Raw genomic sequence first — 26,690 nt, forward strand, 5'->3', positions numbered from 1 at the left:
TAACGTGTACACCATATGGATTGAATACACATCGATTGGTTGTTACTGGAGAAAGGATTCCCTATGAAGAGAAAATGCAAGATTCTATTAAAAAAGAAATGTTCTCCTTGCGAGAAATTATATTTGCGATAGTGCCTATTGTTTTAACTATTATTGCGATTTGTGTATGGTGTCATGAAAGAAGGGAGCGAGTAGATGAAGAGAATACAGGGAAAGAAAATTAAAAGTATGATAGTGTCATTATTACTTGTCATGGTATTTTCTGTTACTGGATTTGCAAAGGAAGATGATTTTAAAAATATTGGAAGCATAAAAATTCAATTGACAGAAGCTGGTTCCGGTACAAGTAAGGAAAATGTGCGGTTTGCATATACGAAAGTTGCTGATGTAGTAAATGGAAAGTATGAATTATTAGAGAGATATAAGCAGGCTAATGTAGATTTGAATAAGTTGGAGCATGCAGAGGATTTAAAGAAAGCTGCAGAACAACTTGAAAAGATTGTTGAAAAAGATGGAGAAATTGTTACAGATAAAAAAGGAAAAGCAGTTATTGAGAATCTTTCGATAGGAGTGTATTTACTGACTGTATCAGATAGAGGGATATATGATAACGTGACTTCGGTATTGGTATCTATTCCTACATTTGATGAAATAAACGGTGAAATGGTTTATGACGTAAAAGTAATGCCAAAGCATACACCTATTCCTCCAGAAACTGTTAAAACAGGAGATGAAAAAGATTTGGAGAAGTGGTTGTTTTTTGTTGTGGGAGCTATGGTTTTGATTGTAATTTCAGGGGGGTGGTTATTGTGTAAAGAAGGGAAAAAATAAAGACCTGTCACCGACCAAAGCAGACAGATCTTTATAAAAGAGTAACCTGAAAAGTACAGGCTGTCTTTTATTATAAAGGGTAGCCTGTAGGAAAGGCAAGGTGTAAGTGTGGAAGATTTACAAGTGTATTTGGTTAATTTAGGAAAGTATATTGAAGGAGAAAGCGTTGGAGCATGGTTTTGTTTACCATTAGATAAGGAGGAAGTATCTGAACGATTAGGATTAAATGAAGTTTATGAAGAATATGCAGTACATGATTACGAAATGCCAATGGATTTGCCAGAATATATATCTATTGATGAATTGAATGAGATATATGAAAATTTATGCTGTTTAGATGAAGACGGAATAGAATTTGGTGTTGTCAATGAAATGATAGGTATATGTGGAAGTCTTGAAGAATTGGTTGAACATAAAGAAGATATTCGAATTTATCCGGATGTAAATGATGAAGTTGATTTGGCATATTATTTTGTTGAAGAATTTGACAATGAGTTATCTGAATTTGCAAGAAGGTATTTTGATTATGCAGCATATGGAAGGGATCTGTTGATTGAAAGAGATTTTATTTTTGGGAAAAATAAAGTATATGAAATTTGTTTGTAGTTGTTAAATGACGTGAAAGTAAAGAAAAGGAGAAATTAAAAATGAGTGATTTATTAAAAGGTATTGTATTAGACATGGAAAAAAGTTTTGGAACATTAAAGTATTTAGGAACAGGACGAGTGACAGAAGGAAGAAACGCTCAGAGAAGAACTGTTGTTACAGAGAGAAGATATAACCTTCGTTCAAGTGAGCAGAAAGGAAATATTGAAGTGATTGTGAAAGGAAATACTCCAGCGAGAAACTATGATCCACTTACGAAGGTCATGTTAGTAAATCCTATTTTAAAAACAACAGGAGAGTCTATTAACGGTGGTGTTGCTTATGCAGATTATATATTGTATGCAGATGATGTTTTAGAAGTAAAATAATTGGAAAAGAAGAGGAGAATAAAAAATGAGATTAATTCAGGAAAAATTAGTATGTGATAGTAAGGCAACTTTTGGAGATTTAATGTTTATGGAATTTGATTCAGAACGTTTTGAGAGGGATGAAGATGGAAATAGTACAGGCGTATTAACAAGACGTGCGTATAATCTGTATAGTGTACGACAGGGAGAAATAATTAAAGTATTTATTCCAGCGGAAGTAGCACTTAAGGAATTTAAAGAAGAAGAAAAAGTAGAATTGGTTGATGTAAATATCAGTTCTATAGTAGATTCTGGATATGGTAATAAGCGTACATATTATATTGTTGCTGGAGATATGATTAAAGCTGGTGAGAAGAAAGTGCAAGGTCAACAGGGGCAGCCAGTCCAAAATGGAGATAAGAAATAATATATCAGAAAAGTAGTCTATTAAGTAGGCTACTTTTTTTGTTTGATGAAGAAAGGAAAGATAGGTATGTTTGTAGAGAGAAGTTTAACAACAAAAGGAAAAGAAGAAAATATTACTAGTGTTGTAACATTTCCTTATAATGAAGATGATGTGAAGGAGCGTTTTAACGTTGAAAATATGAAAGAATTGTATTTTACAGATAAGCCCGAGGGAAAATTATCGGTAAAACAATTCAACTATATTATGTGTGAAGCTGAAGATCGAATTGAAAAATTAGAATCACAAATAGATTCAGTTGTTGGTTTTTTGAAGAAAAAAATCTTAGTGAAAACAGTTGATGGTAAGGATAAAAAGGGTGTTTCTGATGTGATTCCTCTTTCTTTTGAGGATAGTGTGGTTTGGAAATATTGTATGGAAGATTATAAGCATAAAGACGAGAATGTAAAAGTTTGGCGTTATAAGAATGATTTGACGATTTTGTATAAGGCAGAAGAGTAGGATTGGAGATTTAAGTGTTTTTCTTATTAAAATTGTATTTATCAGGAACAAAAATTCATTATCGGGATATACATTTGGTGTATCGGAGGATTGCTTATAAAATCGGATTTTTTGTTGTGCTGGGACTGGGTACATTTATTGTTTATCTTTCAAAAACAAGTGATAAGCAGGGAATACATATTTTTGAGGATATAGTGAATATTCCTTCATATGTAGTTTTGTTATGGGTAGTAATTCTTCCGTTTGCATTAGGTGTGGGTGTGGAGTTTGCTTTTGAAAAGTTGTTTCCCGATAAGTTTAGACAATACCAGCACAGGCAGAGAATAGCACGATTGATAGTGGATAATGGCTGGTATCGTTCGGAGAAGGAAACAAAAGAGTTTGTGGAAATGCCGGAAATCTTCAAAAGTGAACAGGAAAAAATAACGTATTTTCCAAAGATGTTTTATCGAATGAAAAACGGAAAAGTTTATATTACAGTAGAAATTCCTACTGGAAAGTTGAGAGAGCCGTTATTACATTTGGATAAAGAGTTGGAAACCGGATTGTTTTGTGAACTTGTTGATGAAGAATTAAAGGAGTTCTATAAAGAATATGTCTTTCTTTATGATGTTATTTGTAATCGAATATCTATCGAAGATGTGAAAGTAGAAAATGGCAAAATGCTTCTGATGAAAGGGATGTATTGGGAGTTTGACGATTTGCCCCATGCTCTTATTTGTGGTGGTACAGGTGGTGGAAAAACGTATTTTATATTGACTTTGATAGAGGCATTGTTAAAAAGTGGTGCAGAATTATCTGTACTAGATCCTAAAAGAGCAGATTTGGCTGATTTAGCAGATGTGATGCCGAATGTATATTTTATGCCAGATGACATGATTGAAGAATTAAAGAATTTTTATGAAAAAATGATGGAACGCACTACGGTTATAAAGCAGATGGAAAACTATAAAACAGGTGTAAATTATGCTTATGTAGGAATGCAGCCACATTTTTTGGTTCTTGATGAATATGTTGCATTTGTGGAAATGGTTGGTAGAAAAAAAGAGGAAGTATTAAATTATATGAAACAGATTGCTATGCTTGGAAGACAAGTAGGTTGTTTCTTAATACTTGCTTGTCAAAGACCGGATGCAAAATATTTTGCCGACGGTATTCGTGATCAGTTCAATCTGCGAATTGCGTTGGGAAGAAATTCTGAAATGGGATATGCAATGATGTTTGGTTCGGAGTGTAAGAAGGAGTTTTTTAATAAGCGTATTAAAGGACGAGGGTATGTAGATACGGGAACAAATGTTATTACAGAATTTTATTCTCCATTTGTGCCAAAAGGATATGATTTTCTAAAAAATATTCGAGAGATGCATTTGTTGGAAAAAGCAAATGAACGAGAGAATATATTTGAAGAAAATTTTGTCTCAGAGAGGTATGAAGAAGAGGAAGATTTTTAAATAGCGTAGTGTTTTGTCAGTGTAGTTAGCAATCAACCGAAATGAATATAGACGTTAAGGCTATAGTCATGCAGGGCGATAGGGTAAACGGTAGTGCGGCAGAACAGGAAGGGAAGTGGACGGAGAGAAAATGGATGGAAAATAGAAACTAAGAGGAAGCACAAGTGCGTGTAGTGTGCGGTCGGAGACAGAAGCACACAAGCGTGCGAAGTGCTGGTTTCACGTGAGGGGCGAAAGCCCCTCACGTGCTTTACCCCCGTTCAGTAATACGGGGGTACAAAATCCAACGCCAATGCCTACAAACCTAGAGTTTATAAGGGTTTATCGGGATTTTCAAAATGTCATATTGAGTAGTGAATTATGACATTTTTATCTTTGATATGACATATAGTCTTAAAAACAAAAAATAAAAGTGGGAAAAGTATGAATGGAGAGAAAGAATGGGAGAAGAAGAATGGTGGGATGCAATCGAAAGTAAGCGAAAAGAATATCGGATAACACAAGGGCGTTTAGCAATACATTTAGAAATTTCTTCAGGACATTATAGAAATATGAGAAATGGAGCAGTAGCTTTAACTGAAGAAATGAAAGAAAAAATAGAAACTATGCTGGAACGATTAAATCCAGATGCCCCACTTTCTCTTTTGATAGATTATGTAAGAATACGATTTCCTTCATCGGATTCAGTGACGATACAGACGATAGCAGAAGATTTGCTGAAAATTCCTTTTGAAGAAGGTTTTGAAAAACAATCTCATGGATGGAATAATTATGAAAATTGTTTTGCATATGGAAATATATTTTTGTGTTCTTCTTATAATTCAGAATTGGGAATATTACTTGAAATGCGTGGCCAAGGATGTCGCCAGTTTGAATTATATTTGGAATATCGAGAGCAGTCCTGGATAGATTTTTTTGAACATGTAAATTTATATGATGGGGTATATAAGAGATTGGATTTAGCAGTTAATGATGCATATGGAATACTAGATGTTTCTTACTTAGCAAAAAAATGTGAAAATGGAGAATGTATTAGTAAAAATAGAAAATTTTCAGTTTGTGGAAGTGGGGAGTTGCGATTCGAAAAGTTTGCAATGGGAAAAACATTATATGTAGGAAGTAGGCAAAGTGAAGTGTATTTTTGTATTTATGAAAAGGATTATGAACAATACATTGTGAATGATATTCCGATCGAAGAAGCAGTGATAAAAAACCGTTTTGAAATACGACTTGCAAATGAAAGAGCAGATGAAGCAATACATCAATTAATATTGAAACGTTATGAAGAAGATTTTATTGAAACAGTCGTATTTGGGATTATTAACCATTATATAAGATTTGCAGTAAGAGATGATGATGTTAAAAAAACTCTTTGGGAAAATGATTTGATGTGGCAACATTTTATTGGTTGCTATCGAGATAAATTAAGACTAGCAACAGAACCTAAACCATTTAGCAGGAGGAGAACATTAAATTGGGTAAGCAGACAATGTATGCCAACGATTATGGGATTAGTTGCAGATGATATACAGAAAGGAACTACAGATATTGAAGATATGATGAATAATGCTGAGCCAAGTTTAAAGATGCAGAAAATGTTAGGGTTGGAAAGGAGAATTATTGAAGAATTAAAAGTAAAAATTGATGAAAAAGGGAAAGTGAAATTTTACCATGGAAATAAGGAGGATAATTAGAAAATGAAAGTAAGAAATATGTTGAAAAGAGTAGGGAGCAAAATATGGGAAAAGCGTCATTTGGTTATCACAGGAATTTTGGGAATAATGTTATGTGTATCAGTATTACCAATAGGAGCATTAGCTGCAACTAATCCTGTAGAAAATGGTCGTAAATTAGTAATGTCATGGTTAGAGCCTTTAGTATACATAGGATTATCTGTGTTCGGTGTAATTTTGCTTGCAAAAAGAAAGTTTACTGAGTTTTTTGGATTTGCAGGAATAGCTGTAATAGCAGTTGCGTTGGTATTTTATCCAGAGAGTATAAAAACTTTTTTGGGAACTATAGTAACAACATTATTTGGATAAAGGGAAAATGATTTAGCTAAGGAAAGAGTCTACTTTACAGAGGTAAAAGTAGGCTCTTTTTTTAAAAAGAAGGAGAGTTGTCATGAAAATAATGAGGTCATTTACAAGTGTTTGGAATGTATCAAGAAACCTGTATTTTAATATTGGCAGTTTAGGGTTTAAAGTAAGTTTTACATTTGCAGGATTTTTTGTGTTGACGTTAGTTTTTATGATGTCAATAGGAAAATATATTCCTTTGTTTTATTTCGATAACCCATTAGTAAGATTCTGTGTGATTCCTTTGTTAATTGCCTATTTAATGGATATGAAAACCTTGGATGATAAGAAACCAATTAATTTTCTAAAAACACAAATAGTGTATTTTTTTAGGCCAAGAATAACTTATGCAGGTTGTAAAGTGAGTTATCGAAAGAAAAAAGAACATCTGCAGATAACACTTGTAAAAACAGAAAGAGGTGGAATACGTGTATAATGTAAAATATATAGAAGATAATTTGGTTTTTACAACAGATGGAAGGGTGTATGCCTATTATGAGATGAAGGATTATAATTATGCTTTTATATCATTAGCAGAAAAGCAAAAAATTAGTGATGAAATAGGAAGATTGATTAGTCAAAGTAAGTGTAAAGATATTCATTTGTTGCAAGTAGCTACAGAAGATAGTTTCCGGAAGATACAAGAGCAGTCAAAGAAGTGTATAAATGGAGAAATGAAGAATTTTGCGTCACGTCTTGTCGATTTGCAAACAGATGTACTTATTGAAAAATATGGAGAGTATCAGGTAAAATATCGTCATTATATTGGATTTAGTTTGGAATTAGCAGATGAGAAAATGAATTTGAAACAAGCAGTAATAGACTTGTGGAGAGATTTTTTGAACTTTTTAGGAGAAGTTAGAAGTGATGCCATGGGAGATTACCAGGTAATGAGTCAAGGCATGATTGGAAGGTATCGTTCTATTGAGAAAATGTTGTTTTGGAAAATATCCAATAAATTTTCTTTTGAAAGATTAACTCCAAGAGAAATCGGATATTTGATAGAAAAAGAATATGGTAATACAGGAGTATCTTACGAGGATTATGAATATCAAATTCCAACCCAAGAAACTTCTGAAAATATTATTGTGAAAAAATATGACTTTTTAAAACTGACAAATGCATTATTACGAGAAACTCCATATTCTCTTGAAATTGAAAGGGATGAGGGAAAAATGTATAGTGCATTTTTTAGTATTAGTACGATCATAGAAGATTTAGTGTTTCCAAATTCGGAATTATTATATCATCAGCAAAGTGGTATAACGTTTCCGGTAGATACTTCTATTCGAATAGAAGTTGTGGATAATAAATCAGCGATTCGATTATCACATAATAAAGAAATGGAAACAAAAGATTTAATTGAGCATGCGCTAAAGAAAGATGTTGATCCTTCAGATGATGTTCTGGAAGCAAACGAAACAGCAAAAGATTTAGGTGTTGAATTAAAAAGAACGAAAAGTGATATGTATAAGGTGAGTTATTTAATTCGAGTGTGGGCAAAGACAAAAGAAGAGTTAGAACGTTGTTGCATGGAATTAAAAGATTTTTATGACGGCTATCGAATTAAATTAGTGCGGCCAAGAAAAAATATGTTGGATTTTCATTATGAATTTTTGCCAGGGGGAAAAAGAGCAGTAGATGATTATATACAGCATGTTACAGAAGATTTTATTAGTGGTTTAGGATTTGGTGCTACAACGAAGTTGGGAAATGATTATGGAATTTATTATGGGTTTAATAAATTGACAGGGAAACCAGTATATTTACGTCCGGAATTAGCTGCACAGGGTGTTAAAGGAGCTATCACCAATTCACTTGCAAGTGCATTTTTGGGAGCAACAGGCTGGGGAAAATCGGTTGCAGTAAATACATTGTTGTATTATATATGTCTTTTTGGTGGAAGAGTGTTTATTTTAGATCCCAAAAGTGAACGTGGAGAGTGGGGGAAATATTTTCCTGAATTAAAAGATGAACTGAATATTATTAATTTAACATCTAATGAAGAAAATAGAGGAATGTTAGATCCATTCGTGATATTAAATGATATAGAAGAAAGTAAAAGATTGGCAATAGATGTAATTACATACTTAACAGGTATGTCAGTATCTGATGGGGATAGATTTCCATTATTGACAAGGGCTGTTGAATTGGTTGGAAAAAGTGAAAAAAGAGGGATGTTGAGGGTTATTGATGAATTAGAAAAAATGGAAGATGAGGTTGCAAAGAAGTTGGCAGGACATATTAAAAGTTTTGTTAGTTATTCTTTTGCAAAATTGTTGTTTTCAAATGGCGAAATAGAAAAGAAAACAATATCTCTAGATAAAAGTATGAATATATTGCAGATTGCAGATTTAATGCTACCAGATAAAGATACACCTGTAACAGAATATACTTCTGTAGAAATGTTATCTGTCGCAGCTATGCTTATTATTGGAACATTTGGTTTAGAATATATGGAATCCGATAAAAGTGTGTTTAAAGTTATGGCGATAGATGAAGCATGGGCCATGCTTGGAACTGCTCAGGGGAAAGCTTTGCAAAACAAATCCGTTCGAGCAGGACGTTCTATGAATAGTGGGATTTATTTTATCACGCAGGGTGCAGACGATTTGGGAAATAAGGATATACGAAATAATATTGGAATGAAATTTGCTTTCCATAGTGGAGAAGATAAAGAAATTGCAAATATTTTGAAATTTATGAATTTAGATACGGAAGATGAAGAACTGTATAAGTTGATGAGAAGTCTTAAACATGGAGAGTGTTTAGTCATGGACATTTATGGGAATGTAGGTGTGATGTATGTAGATTTAGTTTTTGAAGAGTTAATGGAAGGATTTAGCACCACACCTGAATTGAAGGTGGTGGTATAAATGACAATATGCCAAAAAAGTAAAAAAAGAATTCGGATATGTTTGTTTGTATTCTTGGCAATTTTAACATTTGTGTTATTGACAGGAATAGTTGCTAATGCGGAAGGTATACTGCCATCTGAAGTTGTAAAAGATGCAAAACTTTTATATCAAAAATATCCATTGCTAAATTATGAATTGGATTTTAAGTATTATACAAGTGATGGTATAGGTGGTATTGTGGGAGATACGGTTGATGCACCTATAAATGCCACGTTATTTGCAGTCTTAAGTATGCTATGGTTCTTTTCTTTAGGCATTTATCAGATTGGGGCATTTCTCATTGGACAAGCATATGAATTTGATTTTTTATCAAAGGTTATTGGGAAATTAGGAAAGAGCATTAGTAAATTATTAGGAATTACGAAGAATGGGTTTGCAAAAGAAGGTTTTTTTCCAAGTTTGCTTATTTTTACCATATTGATTATGGGAGCATATGTTTTGGTTATGGGGATTTATAAAAGAAAATTTTCTCAAGCATATAGTATGGTCATTAATTATGTGTTGGTATTTGTAATGGTAGTTGTCTTTGCTTTGGGAGGAGAAACGTATACGAAACAAATACATGAGGTATCAAATTCTGTAAATCAATCAGTTCTACAGCTTGGCCAAAACTTAGTTACATCAGAAAGTGGGAAAAAAGAAGGTACACCGGCACAAAGAGTTAAGGATATTTTGTTTCAGGTGCAAGTGAGAAATCCATGGATAATGTTACAATTTGGAGAGCCTCAAATCAGTGGAAATTTAGAAAAGAGGGTAAAAGCTTTAGAAAAATTGAACCCATATGATGATGAAGATAAGAGAGAGGATTTGGTAAAAAAAGAAGTTGATAAGGAAGGAAATCGATATTTATCAGGAGATAAGCTGCCAGAACGTTTAGGAATGGCACTTATTTTTTTGTTGGTTAATACAGGAATAACGTTTTTTGTATCAGTTCTAGCTGTATTGCTCATATTGGCGCAAGTTTTGTTTGTGTTTTTCTCACTGTTTCTTCCGATTAATTTTATAGTTGGATTGTTGCCGGGAAAATCACAAGTGGCTTATAAAGGAATTGTGAGTGTATTTTCCTATATGTTCCTTCAAATAGGAGTTAGTTTTATTTTGATGATTACGTTTTCAAGTTCTCAATTAATATTTGATTTATCAGCGAAGACACCATTATTTTTTGTAATGATATTACAGTTAGTTTTGTTTATAGGCGTATATAAGAATTTAGGTAATATTGGAGAGAAACTTGGCGGTGGCGAAGCGATCAGGAAAGTGGATGAAAAGAAAAGAGCGGTTGAAAAGAAAGTTGTTCATAAAGCAAAAGAAAAAGGGAAAATGGCTACAAGAACTGTTAAAGCAGTTGCAACGCATGGAAAAAGTGAAGTGTCCAGAATGGTTTCAGAAAAATCCAAAGGTAAAAATACAGGTGATTTAACGAGAAAAGCAAATATGATTAGAAATAGCGAAGAAAAGAAAATTGATAAACAGTTAGGAAAAGAAACGAGTTTCTACAGTATGCAAAGAAAAATGGGAATGTCAGAAGGCTATACAAAAGAAAATGAAGAAAAAAGACAAACGATGAAAACGCAGAAAAATTCAGAAACAGAGAAGAAAAATCCAGAATCAAAGTCAAAAAATACGCCAGAAGTAACGCAAATGGTTAAACGTGAAGGGGTGGATAAGAAACTTCCAAAAGAAAAGAAATTGTCCAGTATGAATCAAATATATGTGAATAAGGAAAAAGAGGAAGTATCTAAATTGCCAAATGTAAAAGAAAACACTTTGCCTGAGAAAAAACTATCTAGTAGAAATAAAATTTATGAGAGGAAAGAGAATTTGAAAGATGCAAAAGATACAACATCCTACGGAAAAAAGGAGATGTTGAAAGGGAAAGAAAAAGGACTTGCAAGTATAAATAATGTGCAAACCGCATCTTCAAAATCTTCAAATTTAGTTTCTCGTGAAAAATCTAATCATATGAATACGAAGAAAGAATAGGTGCGAGTATGTGGAAAAAGATAGGGGTAGGTATTCTTTTACTTTTAAGTCCAGTTATTTTAATTGTAGGAATTATATTTTCAACAGCACCTAGTAATTCTCAAGAAGACAATAAAGTGATATCTGGATCAAGTCAGGCAATAGTTGATGTAGCACTTTCGCAAGTGGGTAATGTAGGTGGTGATCCTTATTGGAAGTGGTATGGATTTAATAATCATGTGAACTGGTGCGCTTGCTTTGTTTCGTGGTGTGCAAATCAATGTGGTTATATTGAAAGTGGTATCATACCTAAATTTTCATATTGTCCGACAGGCGAAGCATGGTTTAAGCAGCATGGACAATGGAAGGGAAAAGATTATATAGCAAAATCAGGAGACATTATATTTTATGATTGGAATGGAGATTCCATAACGGATCACGTTGGAATAGTACAGTACAGTACAGGAGATACAATAGTTACAGTTGAGGGAAATACAAGTGATTTTAGCAATGCACATGGAAATACGTGTGCTGTAAAAACAAGGACAAAGGAACATGTCTATGGATATGGAATACCAGCGTACCCATTTAATAGTAATGTAGAAGGAAATAGTTTAGAAGAACAGGTCTATAATTATTTGATTAAAGCAGGATTTTCTAAGGCAAGCACATGTGGGATAATGGGAAATATGTATCAAGAGAGTGGTGTTAATCCAGCGAATATTCAAGGTGGAGGAAAAGGGCCAGCGGCAGGAATATGCCAATGGGAGAATTATACTAAAGGAGTAGGACGTTGGAAGCGATTAGATGCTATGGCTAAAGGAAGAGGAGTGCCATGGACGGATATAAAAGTACAACTTGATTTTCTTATATTTGAGCTGCAAGGTGGCGATCCAACAACAAAGACATTAATGGATAGGAATTATGGTGGCCTTAACTCCTTTATGCATACAACTAATGTTGAGTGGGCAACGAAAGTATTTGAAACTTGCTTTGAAAGAGCAGGAAAGCCAAATATGCCTAGGCGAATAAAAAAAGCATTAGAGTATTATAAGAAATTTTAGGAGGAAAAAGAATGAAGAAAAAAATAGTGATTTCATTAATGGTTTTAGTTATAGGGAGTATTTTTACAACAATGTTTTTGGCCAAAGATAAGAAGGAGGTAAAAAATAAAAAAGAAAAGAATTTATTGATAGAAAAGAAACGAAATATAAATGCACAAGAAAAAAGAAGAATGCAAGAAAGTATTTCTTTTGAAAATCTTGATGGATTATTTTTCTTTGGAGCAAAAGAGTTAGAAGAGTTTAAAAAGAGTATACAAGAGTGGTTGTATGATGAGGGAGTTACTCCAAAGAAAATAGAAATTTATGAAAAGATAGAAGAACTTGATCAAGGAAGTTGGAAATTTTATTGTCTTGTAAATAACGGTGCATATAAAGTAGAAGGAGTGTTTAAGTTTGATAAAGAAGTTAAATTTGCATTTACGGATACTTTGCCTAAAATTGAAGAAATAGAAAGTGTTGCTAGAAAGCAACCTACAGAAGAAGAAAAAGCATTAGTAAATGAAAGTTATGATCCAGGATATGAAAATGTAGATGTTGGCAAGATTGTTATTGTGGGCGGAAAGGAAAAAATTCCTAAGGAAGTAAATCAAGAGAAGTTGATTGAAAAAATGACGGGCTATTTGTTAGAAGCGCAAGAATATCGAAGGGAGGTTATATTAGAAGAAGTTCAGAAAGATGAAGATAGAATAGGACTTGTTTTTTCATTTGTAATACCTCGAATAGATAAAAAAGTATTTTGTGTAACAATAAAAAATGAGAAGTATAAATTTTTCTTTGGAACAAGAATAGAAGAATAGGAAGTGATGAAAATGAAAATAGGTAAAAAGAAAGAAGAACAGAGACAAAAAGAAAGAGTGAAACATGAAGGGCTACACAGTAAGCGTGTAGTTTTTTTGTGGATTTTATTAGGGATAAGCTTTGTGTTTGCGCTTTATAAAAATTTTACAGCAATAGATAGACATACGATTCATGAACGAGAAATAGTAGAAGAAAGAGTGGTTAGTACGAACGGAATTGAAAATTTTGTTAGAGGGTTTGCAAGAGAGTATTTTTCTTGGGATAACACAAAAGAAAATATGGATTTACGAGTAATGGAGCTGGAAAAATATGCGAATGAAGATCTAGTGCGGACTATACAAGGAATGTCTACAGCAGAAATGACAAATCGTTCGGAAGTTTATAAATTGGATGTATGGAATGTAGAAAAAATTAAGGATAAGGAATATAAAGTAGTGTTTGAAGTCGGCCAGAAAGTGATTAATGCTACAGGAGAAAAGAAAATAGAACAATCTTATGAAACAGTTGTGTATGTAGATAAAAAGAACAATATGCTTATTAAGAAGTTTCCTACATTAACAGATTTACCGAAAAAGTCACCGGTTCTATTAAAAGAAGAGATAGAAGCAGAAAATGTTGAAGGAGATTTAAAAGAAAGTGTAAGTGAATTTTTAGAAGATTTTTTTGCAGTATACCCATCTTTATCAGAAAAAGAATTGAAGTATTATGCGAAAGAGGGAATAATGCCAGAAATACATATGGACAGTTATCAATTTAACACACTTGATAAAGTAGTGATTACGTCTATTCATAAAAATAGGGTAGAAGTTCATCTTTTGGTTTCATATAAGTCTTTATTTACAGATGTACTTCAGCCATTTGAATACAATCTAGTGTTAGAAAAGCAAGATAATTGGAAGGTCATTGAAAGAAAATAAAATGGATAAAGAGTACATCTGTGTAGAGAAAATAAGTGAGGAACGACTGGAAAGGATTTATTGTGATTCATTAGAAATCATACATAGGATGAAACGTGATGCAATACTACGAAAAGTATATGGTGATGTGGATTTTTATGAACTTTTGGACAAGATAATGGAAATTAGAGAAGCAAAAGAAGATTTGAAAGAATTAAAATGGGAGTAGGAAAAATCTGCAAATTAATGTTATAAGATTACTCAACCTACTCATATATTAAAAGAAAAGCGAGGATAAAAGTGAACGATAAAAACAGAAAAAATATAAAAATCAAAGTGATTTATGGGGAGAAATCTCTTTTAGAGTGCATGAAAAATGTAATTAAAATCCATAGAAAATAGAGATGGTAAATATAACCCTTATGATGTATACTTTTGGAGTATATGTCATAAGGGTATAATATTTTATGCAAAAGGAGCAATGCTAAATGAAAAATCGTGTAGTATTATACCTTAGATTAAGTAAAGAAGACTTGGACAAAGTAAATGAAGGAGATGATAGTGCTAGTATAAAGAATCAAAGATTATTATTAACAGAGTATGCTTTGAAAAATAATTTTCAGATTGTAAAAGTTTATTCAGACGATGATGAAAGTGGTTTGTATGATGATAGACCAGGGTTTGAAGAAATGATAGAAGATGCAAAGTTAGGTTTGTTTGATATTATTCTCGCCAAGACACAATCACGTTTTTCGAGAAATATGGAACATATAGAAAAATATTTGCATCATGATTTTTTAAATTTGGGTATACGTTTTATAGGTGTAGTGGATGGAGTAGATACAGCAGTAGCTTCCAATAAAAAGTCACGTCAGATAAACGGATTAGTAAATGAATGGTATTGTGAGGATTTATCAGAAAATATTCGTAGTGCTTTTAAAATAAAAATGAAGAATGGACAGTTTTTGGGTTCTTCATGTCCGTATGGATATAAACGTGATCCTCAAAATCACAATCATTTAATTATAGATGAGTACGCTGCCAATGTTGTTCAAAAAATATTTCAATTGTATTTGACTGGATATGGGAAAGCGAAAATAGGTTCTATATTATCAGAAGAAGGGATTTTAATTCCGACTTTATATAAACAACAAATATTGGGGGAAAATTATAAGAACAGTAAAGCATTAAAGACAACAAAAGTGTGGTCTTATCAAACGATACATTCTATTTTAAATAATCAGACTTATGTGGGAGATCTAGTGCAGAACAAAACGAATAAACTTTCGTATAAGGATAAAAAGAAACTTTCTTTACCGAAAGAGGAATGGATTATTGTTGCGAATACACATGCTGCTATCATAAGCAGAGAGATTTTTAACAGAGTGCAGGAAATACAGAAAATGAAAACAAGAAGTGTTTCCGGAACTGAAACGAAAGGAATATTTTCAGGCGTTCTTTTTTGTGCAGATTGTAAGCATAGCATGAATAGAAAATATGAAAGAAGACAAAATCAAAAGTTTGTTGGGTATATATGTAAAACATATAAGCAACATGGGAAAAAATTTTGTAGTAGTCATAGCATTAAAAATGATGAACTAGAAGAGACAGTATTGGCTTCAATAAAAGAAGAAGCAAGAAAAATATTGACACAGGCAGATGTAGATGAACTTCAAAAATTTGAAGTAATTGAATCAGGTAAAGTGAATTATAGGATTCAATTAAAACAGATAGAAGGACAGATAGAAAAAATAGAAACCTACAAAAATAAGACATATCAAAATTTTATGGAAGAATTAATAGATAAGAAAAAATATATCTATTATATTGGAGAATATGATAAGCAGATCGGAGAGTTGCAATTACAAAGGGATAATGTGATTGAAAAATTGAATTTACAAGAAAAGTTGGATGTTCAACATGATGAGTGGGTTGAAGCTTTTAAAAATTACATAGACGTGTCAGAACTTACACGAGAAATGGTTTTGGAATTGATAGATAAAATAGAAGTACATGAAGATGGTATGCTAGATATTTATTATCGTTTTTCAAATCCATATGGATAAAGAAAGGATGAAAAATTATGAAGAAGAAACAGATTTTAAAGAAAATGCAAAGTTTATTACTTGTTTTTATGCTATCTACTAGCGTAATTGCTTGTGGAGATGTAAAAACATTGACATCTAATCAGAAAGAAAATGAGGTTGCTTTATCAGGTGGAACTTTTGATTATAAGTCTATTCCAGAATACAGTGGAGAACCATATGTTGAAGTGAATGGAAATGTTCCGTATTTTACGAAAGAAGAAGTAACAGATAAATCTTTTGAAACATATGGGGAATTAGATTCGTTAGGACGTTGTACAACTTCGGTTGCTAGTTTAAGTAAAGATACTATGCCAGATGAGAAGGAAAAAAGAGGGAAAATTGGAAATGTAAAACCTACTGGATGGCACTCGAAAAAATATGATTGTGTGCAAGGGAAATTTATTTTAAATAGAGCGCATTGTATTGGTTGGCAGTTAGGAGCAGAAAATGCAAATGAAAAGAATCTTGTAAGCGGAACTAGATATATGAATCTGGAAATGTTAGAGTATGAAAATATGGTAGCAGACTATATAAAAGAAACAGGAAACCATGTTATGTATAGAGTAACGCCTGTTTTTGTAGATAAAGAAATGCTTTGCAGAGGTTTGCTTATGGAAGGATACTCTGTTGAAGACAGTGGAAAAGGAATTTCTTATTGCGTATTTTTCTATAATGTACAGCCAGGAGTTGAAATGAATTATTTGACAGGAGATTCAGAATATACAGGAGAATTTTTGGATAAAGACTCTGTAGCAGTTGTATATGAAAAGGAAACATCTAAAAAGGAAAGTAATCAAAAAGAAAGTTCGTATATATTGAATACAAATACAAAAAAATTTCATCTTCCTACATGTAGAGGGATAAAGGATATTAAAGAAGAGAATAAAGAAACTTTTCACGGGAAAAAAGAAGAATTATTAAAACAATCCTATTCTCCATGTAAAATGTGTAATCCATAATCTGTCTACTATGTTTATATGCTTCATGTGTGGCGTAGAGAGATAGGAGACAAGAGAAAGTACTCTTATGACGTATACCAATTAAATATTTGAATAACCCTATATATTGCGGATGTAGTGTTATTCAAGGATTTGATTATTTTGAAAATGTTATATGAAAGTTATAGTATCTTATAGGATATATAATAGCGTAAAACACTGTGAATACGTTGACATGGATAAATGTGGAGGTGAATATCATATGATTAAAGTGAATCCATTCTACTTTTGTTTCTTCTGTATTCTTCTTTTACTGAAAAAAGAATATTTACCATCAGTAAAATTATTTGAATTAGGATATATAATTTGAGAAGTTATTCTTGAGCGCTTTAATGGCTATTATTAATAATATATCATTCATTGTTATATCAGAACTATTTATATTAATTGCGCTGAAAATGTTAGAAGAAAAAATGCAGAAACTTGATTTATTATCAAAAAAGAAACCCAAATTTCTAGCATTATTTTTTAATAAAAAAGCGTAGATTTATCTTTCTTTAAAAGAATTATGTAACATTTTATTTATCAAGATCAACAGTTGAACGACATAAATCTACTAACCTCAAAATAAATAGATGATTGTACAAGATGAAAAAAGTTGTTAGAATATTAAGGTACAGATGGTAAAAGGAGGAATATATATTATGAATATACTAATTATTGGAAATGGATTTGATTTGGCTCATGGCTTGCCTACAAAGTATGAGCATTTTTTAGAATTTGTAAATACATATGAAAATCATAAGGAGACTTTGATTCCTGGATGTTCTATAAAGTCTGAATGGGGTAAAGGTCAAAAATTAGAAAAAGATTTTCTTGTATATTTAGGAAATTTATGTAATCAGAAAAAAGAACTTTTTGAAGAATTGGTAAAAATGATTTCTGAGAATGTTTGGTTAGATTATTTTATATCAATTTACAAACAAATGCAACAAGAAGGAAGGGAAGGATGGATAGACTTTGAAAGTGAGATATCTAATATAGTGCGAGAGTTTGATTCTATACATTTGAAAATGTTGGAGAATGTAAAAAAAAATCGAAATGATATATTTTTAGATCAATTTCAAACAGATAGATTGGAAAAATTTATTATAAATAGTACAAATCATCAAACATTAAAATCGTTTGCATTGATTAAAATAAATATGCTAAATGATTTGAATAGATTGATTAGAGCTTTAGAAATTTATTTGAGTGATTTTGTTAATAACTACCCTATTAATAAGAAACTATCTGACATTGAAGGATTAGAAATTGATAAAGTCTTGAGTTTTAATTATACAAATACATATAAACGGATCTATGGGAATAAAAATCCTGATATAGAATATGACTATATTCATGGAAAAGCAGACATAAAACATGATAAAAATAGTTGTAATCTAGTATTAGGAATTGATGAATATCTGGATGAAGATGAGAAGAATAAGAATACAGAGTTTATTCAGTTTAAAAAGTATTTTCAGAGAATATATAAAAAGACAGGATGTGAACATGTTGATTGGTTAAATGAGCATAAAGAGCAATATAGAGGCATGCTAATTTATGAGGAAAATTATATTGATTTTAATGTATATATATTCGGGCATTCTCTTGACATTACAGATAAGGATATTATAGCTAAATTTATTCAAGAGGAACATACCCAAACAACTATTTTTCATTTTAATCAGCAAGCATTAGGCAGCCAAATTGCAAATTTGGTAAAAGTAATTGGACAAGATAATCTAATTTCAATGGTACATGGAATCAATGCAAAGATTATTTTGTGGCAACAACAAGAAGCAAAGAATATAGAAGATATAGAAAAAGAGGGTAATGAGCAATAAGTGGAGATTAAGAATTATACATAAGAGGTTTGGAAAAGAGGATGGATTATGAATTATGCAATGTATTATGACTATGAAAATTTTTCAGAAGTTTTTGAATGTATTCCGAAGGTTCGACATGGTGCAGTAATTGAATTGTTCGATTGCAGAGTTAAGTTCTATACCTTAAGTGAACATTTGATAATATTTTGGGTAAATGGGGAAAAATATTCAAAAGAAGAAGCTTATGAAATTTGCAAAGAAGTATCGAAGGTGCTTAGTTATATTTTTGCACTTCCATTTTATTCTAAAGAAAATCAATTTTATGAGGTGGAAGGGACAATAGAAAAAAACACATTGTTCTCAAAACAATCGTTGAAGAAAGTGGAATATATAGAAAATAAGGTTCATAAATTCAAAAAGACAAAAACGGTTTTTTACCAATCCTTAGATCTTCTAGTGATTGCTTTTGACAATTTATTCAAGGAACGTGATGAAGATGCATTTATGTTTTTCTTTAAGGTTGTAGAACGTATTGCAAAAGAAGATTATAAGATAACACAAAGAAAATTGTATAATAAAAGTACAAAAAAAAGGAATAAAAATAAGATTAAGGATTTCTTGCGAAAATATGGATTAGAAGATTTACAAGTACAGCTTACAGATGATATGTTAAATAATAAGACAGATTTAATATATAATAAAATATTAGAAGAGTTTTATGGAAGTACATATAATAAAATTGCTCTCTTTATTACGAAGCATAATATTGACATAAATGTAGGAGATATAAATAAACTTGTTCACCTAAGAAATAAAATAGCTCATGGAGATATTATAGATGAAAAAGAAATTGAAAATTATGTTGGAAAATGTGAATATTTAGCAATACAACTATTTTCAAAATTCTTTTTTAGAAAAGAATACGAGAAGTTACATGTTACTTCATACAGATGGTTTTTACAACAAGATCCATATAAATAGGTTATAAAATATTAAAGCTACTAGGATAGCTCAGTAGCTTTTTATATTTGCAAGAAACCATTGATATTACTAATATCTATCCGTGTTTACACATATAAGATAAGCCATTATTTTTTACGATGTTTACAGTGTTTCATATCTTGTTAATCATCCGTATATTGCTATGGTAAAATGTGGGGAATTACCATGTACGATATCCAATATTGCTAAGAATCTTCAGAAAAATATAAATCAAATATCTACTACTAGAGCTCAGTTGATTAATAAGGGGATTATTTTTTCGGTACGCTATAAAGAATTAGATTTTACAGTTCCGGAATTTGATGAATATATAAAAAGATTAGATGAATATAAACAGTGGAATGAAGAACAGAATAGTTAATTATATTCATAAAAAATAAGTTGTATTTACCAATGGGTTGTGTTAGTCTGAAAATAGAGAATAAAATATATTCTGAGAACTATTGTATAAACATTTGTTGTTCAAAAGAAAGGATGATTAACGATGAGAACTTATCCATTTACATTACCAGAGTTGCCATATGCTTATGAATTTTTAGAACCTGTTTTGAGTAGTGATACATTACATTTTCACCATGATAAGCATATGAATGCTTATGTGGAGAATTTGAACAAAGCATTAGAGGAATACCCAGAGTTTCATAAGTTTTCTTTATGCGATTTGCTAAATAAACTAGATGAAATTCCTCAGGCTATACAGACTGCTGTTCGTAACAATGGTGGTGGTGTGTATAATCATGAGTTGTATTTTTCTACACTTACAAATCCAAATACTGACACAAAGCCTTCTATAAATTTACAGGCAGCTATTGAACGTGATTTTGGTAGTATGGAGCAAATGATTGCCAAACTTAAACAGTCAGCCGTTGGACGTTTTGGATCTGGTTGGGCATATATTGTTACAGATGAGAATGGAGTATTGTCTATCTGTTCTACTCCTAATCAAGATGTTCCGGATTTTAGTAAATTTGTTCCGTTGATGACGGTTGATGTTTGGGAACATGCATATTATTTAGATTATCAGAATCGTCGTCCAGATTATTTTGATGCATTTGTTAAATTGATTAATTGGGAAGTCGTTAGTAAAAATTATGAAGAGAGAAAAGAAAAATTAGTTTAAGAAAGATTATATTCAAGGAGGAAATGATTTTTATGAAAACAAAATACAGTGGAACACAAACTGAAAAAAATCTTGAAATGGCATTTGCAGGTGAATCTCAGGCTCGTAATAAATATACTTATTTTGCATCAAAAGCAAAAAAAGAAGGATATGAGCAGATTGCAGCATTATTTTTGAAAACAGCAGAGAATGAAAAAGAGCATGCAAAACTGTGGTTTAAAGAATTGAATGGAATTGGTGATACTGCAACAAATTTAAAAAATGCTGCTGAAGGTGAAAATTACGAATGGACGGATATGTATGCAGAATTTGCTAAAACAGCAGAAGAAGAAGGATTTACTGAACTTGCTCATAAATTCCGTATGGTTGCAGAAATTGAAAAAACTCATGAAGAAAGATATCGTGCTTTACTTCATAATGTTGAAACAGCACAAGTTTTTGAAAAGAGTGAAGTAAAAGTTTGGGAATGTAGAAATTGTGGACACATCATTGTTGGAACAAAGGCTCCGGAAGTCTGTCCAGTATGTAAACATCCTAAGAGTTATTTTGAAGTTCGCTGTGAAAATTACTAATTATTACGGATAAGGTAAATAGTACTATAGAAGAATATAAGAAAGAGAAAAGTAGAGGTCTGTGTAAACCTCTACTTTTTTATGAAATGGATTATGAAGATTATCTAAAATACAATAAGAAGTTCTTGGTATTCATTAAAATTTTAATGTAAATATTGTATATAATAAAAATAGTATGTATAATGATATTAAGAAAGGGGCGTAAAAATGGCATTAGAAAATAAACTTGGAATTACTGACTCGGCAGAACTTGCCAGAGTCGAGGAGAAAATGAGCAAAAAGAAAGCCCTGGAACTTTTTGAAACAGGTATGTTGGATATATTTGAGGTGGGAACCTTTGCAGGATTGGCGGCGATTCATCGCTATCTTTTTGAAGATATTTATGAGTTTGCAGGACAAATGAGGAGTGTTAATATTGCAAAAGGAAACTTCCGTTTTGCCCCTGTAATGTACCTTAACGCTGCATTGGACAGCATAGACCATATGCCTCAAAAGGATTTTAATCAAATCATTGAGAAGTATGTGGAAATGAATGTAGCACACCCATTTCGTGAGGGAAATGGGAGAAGTACTCGTATTTGGCTGGATGCAATATTAAAATGTGAACTTGGCAAGGTGATAGATTGGAGTTTGGTAGACAAAGAGGATTATCTTCTTGCAATGGAGCGAAGCCCGGTTAAAGATGTGGAAATTAAGTTCCTGCTCCAAAATGCGCTGACTGATAAAATCAATGACCGTGAAGTGTATATGAAAGGTATAGATGCAAGCTATCATTATGAAGGATACAATGTATTCAAGACGGAAGAATTAAAATAAGATTATCTTTTCTAAACTATTGGAAAGAAGAAACAATGTATAAAAGTAGAGGAAAAGCCCTCTACTTTTTTTGTGTGTGAAATTCATAAGATTTCATTCGATGCGTGTCTGTTTCAATTTGATTTACATCTTCTTTTTCAAAGTCTGAATTTATGATGTGTGATAAAGCATGATGATATGCTTTCATTTGTTGATCGGCACTTAAACGTGCATTAATAAATATAGAAAAACTCCCATCTGGATTATATACAACTTGCTCTTTGACAAGAGAGTCCATATCAATAAGATGCACACCGATATATTCGTTTAATAAAGAGTTATACATAATGATTATTTATTTTCCTGTTCCTCCAATTTTTTCATAAATTCTAAATGTGCCTTCAGACGTTCAGGAGGCATTTTTCTAGACATATCAAAAAGGGAACGTAAATCTTTGTTTTCAAAAATTTCTTGTGCGATTTCAGCAGTTTCATCATTCAGATAGTATTTGTTGTCGTTGTTTTTTTCTTCTCCAGTCATTAGATATTCTAAAGATACATTAAGAAAATCAGCGATTTTTTGAAGCTTTTCTTGTTTGGGTTGGCAACGTCCACTTTTCCAATCGGAAAGAGTTGATTTTGTAATATTAGCTCCTCTAGCAACGTCAGCGTCCTTGTATCCTTTTTCATCACGAATTTTGCAATAAGTTTTGTACATAATACCTCCTTAGAAAACAGTTTTAAAATTCGTACAAAAAATATTGACATAAACGAAAATCAATACTATAATATAACAAACAGTACGAAAATTAAAACCATATATTATTAAAATGCTCGATTAATAGTATAACGTTTTTTTGTACTGAAAGCAAATAGATTAAGGAGGTATAAAATGTACGAAAAGATGTATGAAAAATTTTTGTATCTATTGAAGGTTAATAATGTATCTGCGAGTAAAGTAGCAGATGAAGTTGGTATTTCACGTTCTATATTTACAAATTGGAAGCAGAAAAAAAGTGTACCAAAGTTAGATACATTACAGAAGATAGCAAAATATTTTGGCGTAGGCATAGAATACTTCCTTAATTAAATTTGCGATAGCACCTTGAAAATTACATATGCGTATTACTACGACGTAGAACAGAGTACAGGTAAGACGTCCTGAAGAGTGCAAAGCCGAACAAAGCCGGCTAAAAACGTTAAAGATTTTACTTTTCAGTTTAAGGGAACTTAAAGCTGAATGTGTCAAAGCAAAAAGTAAATTACAAATCAACCGAAATGAGTATAGCCAGAAAGGATATATTCATGCAGGGCGATAGGGCAAACGAAAGTGCGGCAGAATAGGAAGGAAGGTATAACATGGCAGGAATAAAATGTGAAGAATTTTTTTTAGAATATGTAAAAGAATATAAAAAGGTAAAAAGTGAAAAAGCAGAATTGCAAAAAGAATTGGAGAAGATGAATAATCGTGTATTGAGTCCAGATCAGCATGAAAAGATGAAACCAGTAAGAATGAACTTTTTAGACAAATGTAGAGAAGAGGAAAGACTAGCAAAAAAGATTGCAGATTCATTGGCAAAGGAATTAGTAGGATAGATTTTATCTATATAGGTTAAAAGAATATGGATAAATATATGATAATAAAAAGGGATATAAAAATATGATTATTTGGATGACTGTGTTAGTAATAATATTAGTATTTATAATTGTTGTTGAAGCGATAATAATTTCTCAATTAGGTCATTTATATAAGAAACAGTTAGTAAAATCTGAATTATTAAGTGATACTATAGAGAGATTAGTAAAAAATGAGAAATAGCAGGTTCAGTAACCTGTTATTTTTTTGTGAAAATAAAGAGGACAGTGGAGTATGGTCTTAACTGCCATACCCCAACTTCACAAATATAAGTTCCTCTATTATATATACAATCTTCGGAGAAAAATCTGACGTCAAAAATAAAAAAAGTTGAAAGGGTGATAAAAAATCAGATATTTGAAATAACCGTTTACTAATTTTATGATAAAGAAAAGGAAAAAGTGATGAGTAAAAAAGAAAAAGTTATACAAGGGATTTATGATTTTACAGGATATGTAAACACTATTTTGATAGCGTTTTTTGTTTTTTTAGGAACAGGATACGTGATAGAAGATTTTCAGCAATTTAGCAAAAGAGAATATATGAATATCATGTTTTTGTTTTTTGCAGGTGTATTAATTGGGGTTGCATTATTTATGTTATCTCGAGGAGCGAAAAATATCATATTATTAATTCCTGCATATTTGATTTGTGTGGGAGCATTTTTATTGGATTATAAGAGTATTATAACGGTATATTTGCTAGCAGTGATTAATATTTCGATTAGAAAATTCATTGAATTTGTAGTCAAAAAGAGGGAGTGTGAAATGAGTAGAGATATGTTATGACAACTATGAACGTATGGAAAGAATAGAAAAATTTTATAAAGGGGTGATGATACATATGATTGATTGAAATAATAGATTATGGTATACTGAAGCCGCAATAGATTTGATTGAAAAGTCTTTTTTAATTAAATCAAAATTGTAGAGGCGTATACATTCATTTGAAGTATGTGGAAAGGGGACTGTTATGCTGAAAGATAGAATTAAGGAAAAGATAATGTATATATCATTTCAGGAACGAAAGAGAAGAGAATATGAAGCCTACAGTCAGAAAATACAGTATTTGAAAAGTTTAACATCTGAGCAACTTGATGCAGAATATGTTAATACAAAGGCAAAGTATGAAAGTAAGAAAAGTATGCTTTCTTTAGTTGTAGTAACAGTTATTTTAGCGATATTGATGGAAGTATGGAAGTACTTTTTTGATTTTGTGAAGCGAGTAATTAGTTTTACAGAAAATCAGATATTAAATAAATTTGAAGTAGCAAAATTAGGGGTTTTGCTTTCAGTGCTTTTGGTGATTTTTTTAACAGTTATTGTGGTATCTGTTTTGATAGGTTATGTGAAAGAATTACGAGAAATTTATAGTTATCTTCTGACGATTGAAGAGGTACGAAAGAATACAGGACATTAATAAAAAGGGGAAAAGATGGATATATTGAAAAAAGGTATAAAAATGTTAAGTTTAGAGTTGATTTATTTGATAGGTACAGTTGTATTTCTAGTGTTTTTAAATAAGTTAAATCATGAACTTATAGCATTAAAATTGAATGTATTTGAAATCCTTAAATATAAAGATTATTTGCCGATAATATATTTTGCAATAGCATGTTTTTTGATAGTGATAGGTATATGTTTATGTTTTAGGAGAATACGACTTATAAAGAAAACAAAATATGAATTTGATGAGTTGATGATAAGTATATTAGGAGTTATTTTGGTTATTATTTGTATACCTTTAATTATACATTATATATATATTCCGATTTTGAGAGCAATTATTGTAGTGTTAGGGTTAACAGTAGGAATAGCCTATAGTGGTGTTAATGGTTCATAAAATATCATCTTTTTTGAATAATGTATTTGCCAAAGTATAGGAGGGAAACCAAATGAAAAAGAAAGTTGTAATTGCATTGGCAATCCTACTCACAGTAGGTGGAGTAACAGTCGGAAGTGTTGCAATGAATGGCAATAGCGATAAAAAGCATATAGACAAAAAGACAAAAATAGTTTTAGAAACAGATCAAGACAATGAGGACAGCAAAGATAATGAGGACAGCCAGGAACAGACAGAAGAATCGAATACAGAAGAAAGTAATGTATCTGAAGAACAAAAAGAAGAAAGTGTAGCAACTTCTTCATCTGAAGAAAAGAAAGAAACGAAAAAAGAATCTAAAAAAGAAGAAAAAGAAAAATCGAAAAAGACAGAAGAAAAGAAATCAACAAAGGAAGAGAAGAAAACTTTTTCTACAGAAGCATCAAAACCTTCAAGCAAACCAGCACCAAGTAAGCCAGCACCAAGTAAGCCAGCACCGAGTAAGCCAGTGCCAAGTAAGCCAGAACCAAGCAAACCAGCACCGAGTAAGCCAACACCAAGTAAGCCAGAACCAAGCAAACCAACTCCGAGTAAGCCAGAACCAAGCAAACCAACTCCGAGTAAACCAGAACCAAGTAAGCCAAGTCATACACATAAATGGATACCAAAGAAAATTCCAAGATATAAAAAAGTACCTATTGATGTATGTAATACTTGTGGTAAAGATATTACACAAAATATTGATGAACATATGGATGCGAATCCATATCATGCAGGATGGCATACAGGGTATAAAGAAGTATTGGATTATTACGAAACAGTGTATCATTGTTTGTGTGGAGCGATAAAATAGTATAGAGAAAAAGAGAAAGCATTCTAAGAAGAGTGCTTTTTTTGTTGTCTAAATACGAAAAGGAGATGAAAAAATGAAACAATGGAAAAAGTTACTTGCTCTTTTTTGTGCCATTTTATT

The 26,690-nt window shown here is 31.5% G+C and carries 31 protein-coding genes and 1 pseudogene; 30 read left to right on the forward strand and 2 right to left on the reverse strand.

The features are described 5' to 3' along the window. The 24 genes and pseudogenes from ACY2U7_RS04360 to fic all read left to right on the forward strand — a co-directional run. A pseudogene (locus ACY2U7_RS04360) lies at window positions 1–224 on the forward strand (class C sortase); the annotation flags it as partial. Further along, window positions 196–831 (forward strand): isopeptide-forming domain-containing protein, encoded by a 636-nt coding sequence (locus ACY2U7_RS04365; protein WP_461868058.1) that lies wholly within the window; start codon window positions 196–198, stop codon window positions 829–831. The pseudogene ACY2U7_RS04360 and the gene ACY2U7_RS04365, both read left to right, overlap by 29 nt. A gap of 108 nt (window positions 832–939) precedes the next feature. After that, the gene (locus ACY2U7_RS04370; protein ID WP_461867844.1) at window positions 940–1,437 is read left to right on the forward strand and encodes an antirestriction protein ArdA; all 498 of its coding nucleotides are present in this window, start codon (window positions 940–942) and stop codon (window positions 1,435–1,437) included. A 41-nt stretch (window positions 1,438–1,478) separates the two neighbouring features. Further along, window positions 1,479–1,805, forward strand: coding sequence for a DUF961 family protein (locus ACY2U7_RS04375; RefSeq protein ID WP_461867843.1), 327 nt, complete (start codon window positions 1,479–1,481; stop codon window positions 1,803–1,805). Between the two features lie 25 nt (window positions 1,806–1,830). After that, window positions 1,831–2,211, forward strand: a complete 381-nt coding sequence (locus tag ACY2U7_RS04380; RefSeq protein WP_461867842.1) for a DUF961 family protein — start codon at window positions 1,831–1,833, stop codon at window positions 2,209–2,211. A 66-nt stretch (window positions 2,212–2,277) separates the two neighbouring features. Then, window positions 2,278–2,709: a hypothetical protein gene (locus tag ACY2U7_RS04385; protein WP_461867841.1), complete on the forward strand. Its 432-nt coding sequence runs from the start codon at window positions 2,278–2,280 to the stop codon at window positions 2,707–2,709. 14 nt (window positions 2,710–2,723) lie between these two features. Beyond that, window positions 2,724–4,160, forward strand: a complete 1,437-nt coding sequence (locus tag ACY2U7_RS04390; protein WP_461868059.1) for an FtsK/SpoIIIE domain-containing protein — start codon at window positions 2,724–2,726, stop codon at window positions 4,158–4,160. Window positions 4,161–4,600: 440 nt separating this feature from the next. Beyond that, complete coding sequence (locus ACY2U7_RS04395) at window positions 4,601–5,854, forward strand: replication initiation factor domain-containing protein (RefSeq protein WP_461867838.1); 1,254 nt, start codon at window positions 4,601–4,603, stop codon at window positions 5,852–5,854. Between the two features lie 3 nt (window positions 5,855–5,857). Further along, a complete protein-coding gene (locus ACY2U7_RS04400) occupies window positions 5,858–6,202 on the forward strand; it encodes a hypothetical protein (RefSeq protein ID WP_461868060.1) in 345 nt (114 codons plus the stop codon). A gap of 82 nt (window positions 6,203–6,284) precedes the next feature. Then, a complete protein-coding gene (locus ACY2U7_RS04405) occupies window positions 6,285–6,674 on the forward strand; it encodes a TcpE family conjugal transfer membrane protein (protein ID WP_461867836.1) in 390 nt (129 codons plus the stop codon). Beyond that, window positions 6,667–9,114, forward strand: coding sequence for an ATP-binding protein (locus ACY2U7_RS04410; protein WP_461868062.1), 2,448 nt, complete (start codon window positions 6,667–6,669; stop codon window positions 9,112–9,114). The genes ACY2U7_RS04405 and ACY2U7_RS04410 overlap by 8 nt, the downstream gene beginning before the upstream one ends. Beyond that, a complete protein-coding gene (locus ACY2U7_RS04415; RefSeq protein ID WP_461868063.1) occupies window positions 9,115–11,139 on the forward strand; it encodes a CD3337/EF1877 family mobilome membrane protein in 2,025 nt (674 codons plus the stop codon). It abuts the gene before it with no gap. 8 nt (window positions 11,140–11,147) lie between these two features. Further along, entirely contained in the window at window positions 11,148–12,182 is a 1,035-nt protein-coding gene (locus ACY2U7_RS04420) for a phage tail tip lysozyme (RefSeq protein WP_461868064.1), read from the forward strand. Between the two features lie 11 nt (window positions 12,183–12,193). Continuing rightward, on the forward strand, window positions 12,194–12,979 hold the full coding sequence (locus tag ACY2U7_RS04425; RefSeq protein WP_461868066.1) for a hypothetical protein: 786 nt from the start codon (window positions 12,194–12,196) through the stop codon (window positions 12,977–12,979). Window positions 12,980–12,991: 12 nt separating this feature from the next. Then, on the forward strand, window positions 12,992–13,897 hold the full coding sequence (locus ACY2U7_RS04430) for a conjugal transfer protein (protein WP_461868067.1): 906 nt from the start codon (window positions 12,992–12,994) through the stop codon (window positions 13,895–13,897). Next, window positions 13,884–14,105, forward strand: a complete 222-nt coding sequence (locus ACY2U7_RS04435) for a hypothetical protein (protein ID WP_461868068.1) — start codon at window positions 13,884–13,886, stop codon at window positions 14,103–14,105. The genes ACY2U7_RS04430 and ACY2U7_RS04435 overlap by 14 nt, the downstream gene beginning before the upstream one ends. A 259-nt stretch (window positions 14,106–14,364) precedes the next feature. Beyond that, a complete protein-coding gene (locus ACY2U7_RS04440; RefSeq protein WP_461868070.1) occupies window positions 14,365–15,942 on the forward strand; it encodes a recombinase family protein in 1,578 nt (525 codons plus the stop codon). A gap of 17 nt (window positions 15,943–15,959) precedes the next feature. Next, window positions 15,960–16,922, forward strand: a complete 963-nt coding sequence (locus tag ACY2U7_RS04445; RefSeq protein ID WP_461868071.1) for a DNA/RNA non-specific endonuclease — start codon at window positions 15,960–15,962, stop codon at window positions 16,920–16,922. A gap of 683 nt (window positions 16,923–17,605) precedes the next feature. Then, window positions 17,606–18,790 carry a bacteriophage abortive infection AbiH family protein gene (locus ACY2U7_RS04450; RefSeq protein ID WP_461868073.1) on the forward strand — a complete coding sequence of 395 codons (1,185 nt, stop codon included), beginning with the start codon at window positions 17,606–17,608 and terminating at the stop codon, window positions 18,788–18,790. 48 nt (window positions 18,791–18,838) lie between these two features. Next, window positions 18,839–19,753 (forward strand): HEPN domain-containing protein, encoded by a 915-nt coding sequence (locus ACY2U7_RS04455; RefSeq protein ID WP_461868074.1) that lies wholly within the window; start codon window positions 18,839–18,841, stop codon window positions 19,751–19,753. A 163-nt stretch (window positions 19,754–19,916) separates the two neighbouring features. Then, window positions 19,917–20,135 carry a DUF8462 domain-containing protein gene (locus ACY2U7_RS04460; RefSeq protein WP_461868076.1) on the forward strand — a complete coding sequence of 73 codons (219 nt, stop codon included), beginning with the start codon at window positions 19,917–19,919 and terminating at the stop codon, window positions 20,133–20,135. Between the two features lie 123 nt (window positions 20,136–20,258). After that, window positions 20,259–20,894, forward strand: coding sequence for a superoxide dismutase (locus ACY2U7_RS04465; RefSeq protein WP_461868077.1), 636 nt, complete (start codon window positions 20,259–20,261; stop codon window positions 20,892–20,894). Between the two features lie 32 nt (window positions 20,895–20,926). Next, the gene (gene rbr, locus ACY2U7_RS04470) at window positions 20,927–21,466 is read left to right on the forward strand and encodes a rubrerythrin (protein ID WP_461868079.1); all 540 of its coding nucleotides are present in this window, start codon (window positions 20,927–20,929) and stop codon (window positions 21,464–21,466) included. Window positions 21,467–21,673: 207 nt separating this feature from the next. Then, on the forward strand, window positions 21,674–22,282 hold the full coding sequence (gene fic, locus ACY2U7_RS04475; RefSeq protein WP_461811711.1) for a protein adenylyltransferase Fic: 609 nt from the start codon (window positions 21,674–21,676) through the stop codon (window positions 22,280–22,282). Between the two features lie 61 nt (window positions 22,283–22,343). Here fic and ACY2U7_RS04480 read toward each other — a convergent pair whose 3' ends face one another. Both ACY2U7_RS04480 and ACY2U7_RS04485 read right to left on the reverse strand, forming a co-directional pair. Further along, the gene (locus ACY2U7_RS04480) at window positions 22,344–22,607 is read right to left on the reverse strand and encodes a hypothetical protein (RefSeq protein WP_461811712.1); all 264 of its coding nucleotides are present in this window, start codon (window positions 22,605–22,607) and stop codon (window positions 22,344–22,346) included. 5 nt (window positions 22,608–22,612) lie between these two features. Then, window positions 22,613–22,978 (reverse strand): helix-turn-helix domain-containing protein, encoded by a 366-nt coding sequence (locus ACY2U7_RS04485; RefSeq protein ID WP_461868080.1) that lies wholly within the window; start codon window positions 22,976–22,978, stop codon window positions 22,613–22,615. Window positions 22,979–23,152: 174 nt separating this feature from the next. On the opposite strand from ACY2U7_RS04485, the gene ACY2U7_RS04490 reads away from it, so the two are divergent. From ACY2U7_RS04490 to ACY2U7_RS04515, 6 genes are all read left to right on the forward strand, one after another. Beyond that, complete coding sequence (locus ACY2U7_RS04490; protein ID WP_461868081.1) at window positions 23,153–23,350, forward strand: helix-turn-helix domain-containing protein; 198 nt, start codon at window positions 23,153–23,155, stop codon at window positions 23,348–23,350. Window positions 23,351–23,619: 269 nt separating this feature from the next. After that, window positions 23,620–23,856, forward strand: coding sequence for a hypothetical protein (locus ACY2U7_RS04495; protein ID WP_461868082.1), 237 nt, complete (start codon window positions 23,620–23,622; stop codon window positions 23,854–23,856). A gap of 444 nt (window positions 23,857–24,300) precedes the next feature. After that, entirely contained in the window at window positions 24,301–24,684 is a 384-nt protein-coding gene (locus ACY2U7_RS04500) for a hypothetical protein (RefSeq protein WP_461868083.1), read from the forward strand. A 184-nt stretch (window positions 24,685–24,868) separates the two neighbouring features. Next, on the forward strand, window positions 24,869–25,315 hold the full coding sequence (locus ACY2U7_RS04505) for a hypothetical protein (RefSeq protein WP_461868084.1): 447 nt from the start codon (window positions 24,869–24,871) through the stop codon (window positions 25,313–25,315). 15 nt (window positions 25,316–25,330) lie between these two features. Continuing rightward, window positions 25,331–25,738 carry a hypothetical protein gene (locus ACY2U7_RS04510; protein ID WP_461868085.1) on the forward strand — a complete coding sequence of 136 codons (408 nt, stop codon included), beginning with the start codon at window positions 25,331–25,333 and terminating at the stop codon, window positions 25,736–25,738. 52 nt (window positions 25,739–25,790) lie between these two features. Continuing rightward, the gene (locus tag ACY2U7_RS04515; protein WP_461868086.1) at window positions 25,791–26,570 is read left to right on the forward strand and encodes a hypothetical protein; all 780 of its coding nucleotides are present in this window, start codon (window positions 25,791–25,793) and stop codon (window positions 26,568–26,570) included. The last annotated feature ends 120 nt before the right edge of the window (window positions 26,571–26,690 follow it).

The organism is Faecalimonas sp., assembly GCA_029264305.1.
Taxonomy (GTDB): domain Bacteria; phylum Bacillota; class Clostridia; order Lachnospirales; family Lachnospiraceae; genus Faecalimonas.

Excerpts from the sequence above, each read along its gene's own strand:
- ACY2U7_RS04375 (WP_461867843.1), top strand. The coding sequence starts at position 1,479 with ATGAGTGATTTATTAAAAGGTATTGTATTAGACATGGAAAAAAGTTTT.
- ACY2U7_RS04430 (WP_461868067.1), top strand. The coding sequence starts at position 12,992 with ATGAAAATAGGTAAAAAGAAAGAAGAACAGAGACAAAAAGAAAGAGTG.
- ACY2U7_RS04405 (WP_461867836.1), top strand. The coding sequence starts at position 6,285 with ATGAAAATAATGAGGTCATTTACAAGTGTTTGGAATGTATCAAGAAAC.
- ACY2U7_RS04515 (WP_461868086.1), top strand. The coding sequence starts at position 25,791 with ATGAAAAAGAAAGTTGTAATTGCATTGGCAATCCTACTCACAGTAGGT.
- ACY2U7_RS04485 (WP_461868080.1), bottom strand. The coding sequence starts at position 22,978 with ATGTACAAAACTTATTGCAAAATTCGTGATGAAAAAGGATACAAGGAC.
- ACY2U7_RS04465 (WP_461868077.1), top strand. The coding sequence starts at position 20,259 with ATGAGAACTTATCCATTTACATTACCAGAGTTGCCATATGCTTATGAA.
- ACY2U7_RS04450 (WP_461868073.1), top strand. The coding sequence starts at position 17,606 with ATGAATATACTAATTATTGGAAATGGATTTGATTTGGCTCATGGCTTG.
- ACY2U7_RS04460 (WP_461868076.1), top strand. The coding sequence starts at position 19,917 with ATGGTAAAATGTGGGGAATTACCATGTACGATATCCAATATTGCTAAG.
- ACY2U7_RS04400 (WP_461868060.1), top strand. The coding sequence starts at position 5,858 with ATGAAAGTAAGAAATATGTTGAAAAGAGTAGGGAGCAAAATATGGGAA.
- ACY2U7_RS04455 (WP_461868074.1), top strand. The coding sequence starts at position 18,839 with ATGAATTATGCAATGTATTATGACTATGAAAATTTTTCAGAAGTTTTT.
- ACY2U7_RS04490 (WP_461868081.1), top strand. The coding sequence starts at position 23,153 with ATGTACGAAAAGATGTATGAAAAATTTTTGTATCTATTGAAGGTTAAT.
- ACY2U7_RS04425 (WP_461868066.1), top strand. The coding sequence starts at position 12,194 with ATGAAGAAAAAAATAGTGATTTCATTAATGGTTTTAGTTATAGGGAGT.
- ACY2U7_RS04510 (WP_461868085.1), top strand. The coding sequence starts at position 25,331 with ATGGATATATTGAAAAAAGGTATAAAAATGTTAAGTTTAGAGTTGATT.
- ACY2U7_RS04415 (WP_461868063.1), top strand. The coding sequence starts at position 9,115 with ATGACAATATGCCAAAAAAGTAAAAAAAGAATTCGGATATGTTTGTTT.
- ACY2U7_RS04505 (WP_461868084.1), top strand. The coding sequence starts at position 24,869 with ATGCTGAAAGATAGAATTAAGGAAAAGATAATGTATATATCATTTCAG.
- ACY2U7_RS04500 (WP_461868083.1), top strand. The coding sequence starts at position 24,301 with ATGAGTAAAAAAGAAAAAGTTATACAAGGGATTTATGATTTTACAGGA.
- ACY2U7_RS04380 (WP_461867842.1), top strand. The coding sequence starts at position 1,831 with ATGAGATTAATTCAGGAAAAATTAGTATGTGATAGTAAGGCAACTTTT.
- ACY2U7_RS04385 (WP_461867841.1), top strand. The coding sequence starts at position 2,278 with ATGTTTGTAGAGAGAAGTTTAACAACAAAAGGAAAAGAAGAAAATATT.
- rbr (WP_461868079.1), top strand. The coding sequence starts at position 20,927 with ATGAAAACAAAATACAGTGGAACACAAACTGAAAAAAATCTTGAAATG.
- ACY2U7_RS04480 (WP_461811712.1), bottom strand. The coding sequence starts at position 22,607 with ATGTATAACTCTTTATTAAACGAATATATCGGTGTGCATCTTATTGAT.
- ACY2U7_RS04365 (WP_461868058.1), top strand. The coding sequence starts at position 196 with ATGAAGAGAATACAGGGAAAGAAAATTAAAAGTATGATAGTGTCATTA.
- ACY2U7_RS04395 (WP_461867838.1), top strand. The coding sequence starts at position 4,601 with ATGGGAGAAGAAGAATGGTGGGATGCAATCGAAAGTAAGCGAAAAGAA.
- ACY2U7_RS04495 (WP_461868082.1), top strand. The coding sequence starts at position 23,620 with ATGGCAGGAATAAAATGTGAAGAATTTTTTTTAGAATATGTAAAAGAA.
- ACY2U7_RS04445 (WP_461868071.1), top strand. The coding sequence starts at position 15,960 with ATGAAGAAGAAACAGATTTTAAAGAAAATGCAAAGTTTATTACTTGTT.
- fic (WP_461811711.1), top strand. The coding sequence starts at position 21,674 with ATGGCATTAGAAAATAAACTTGGAATTACTGACTCGGCAGAACTTGCC.
- ACY2U7_RS04440 (WP_461868070.1), top strand. The coding sequence starts at position 14,365 with ATGAAAAATCGTGTAGTATTATACCTTAGATTAAGTAAAGAAGACTTG.
- ACY2U7_RS04420 (WP_461868064.1), top strand. The coding sequence starts at position 11,148 with ATGTGGAAAAAGATAGGGGTAGGTATTCTTTTACTTTTAAGTCCAGTT.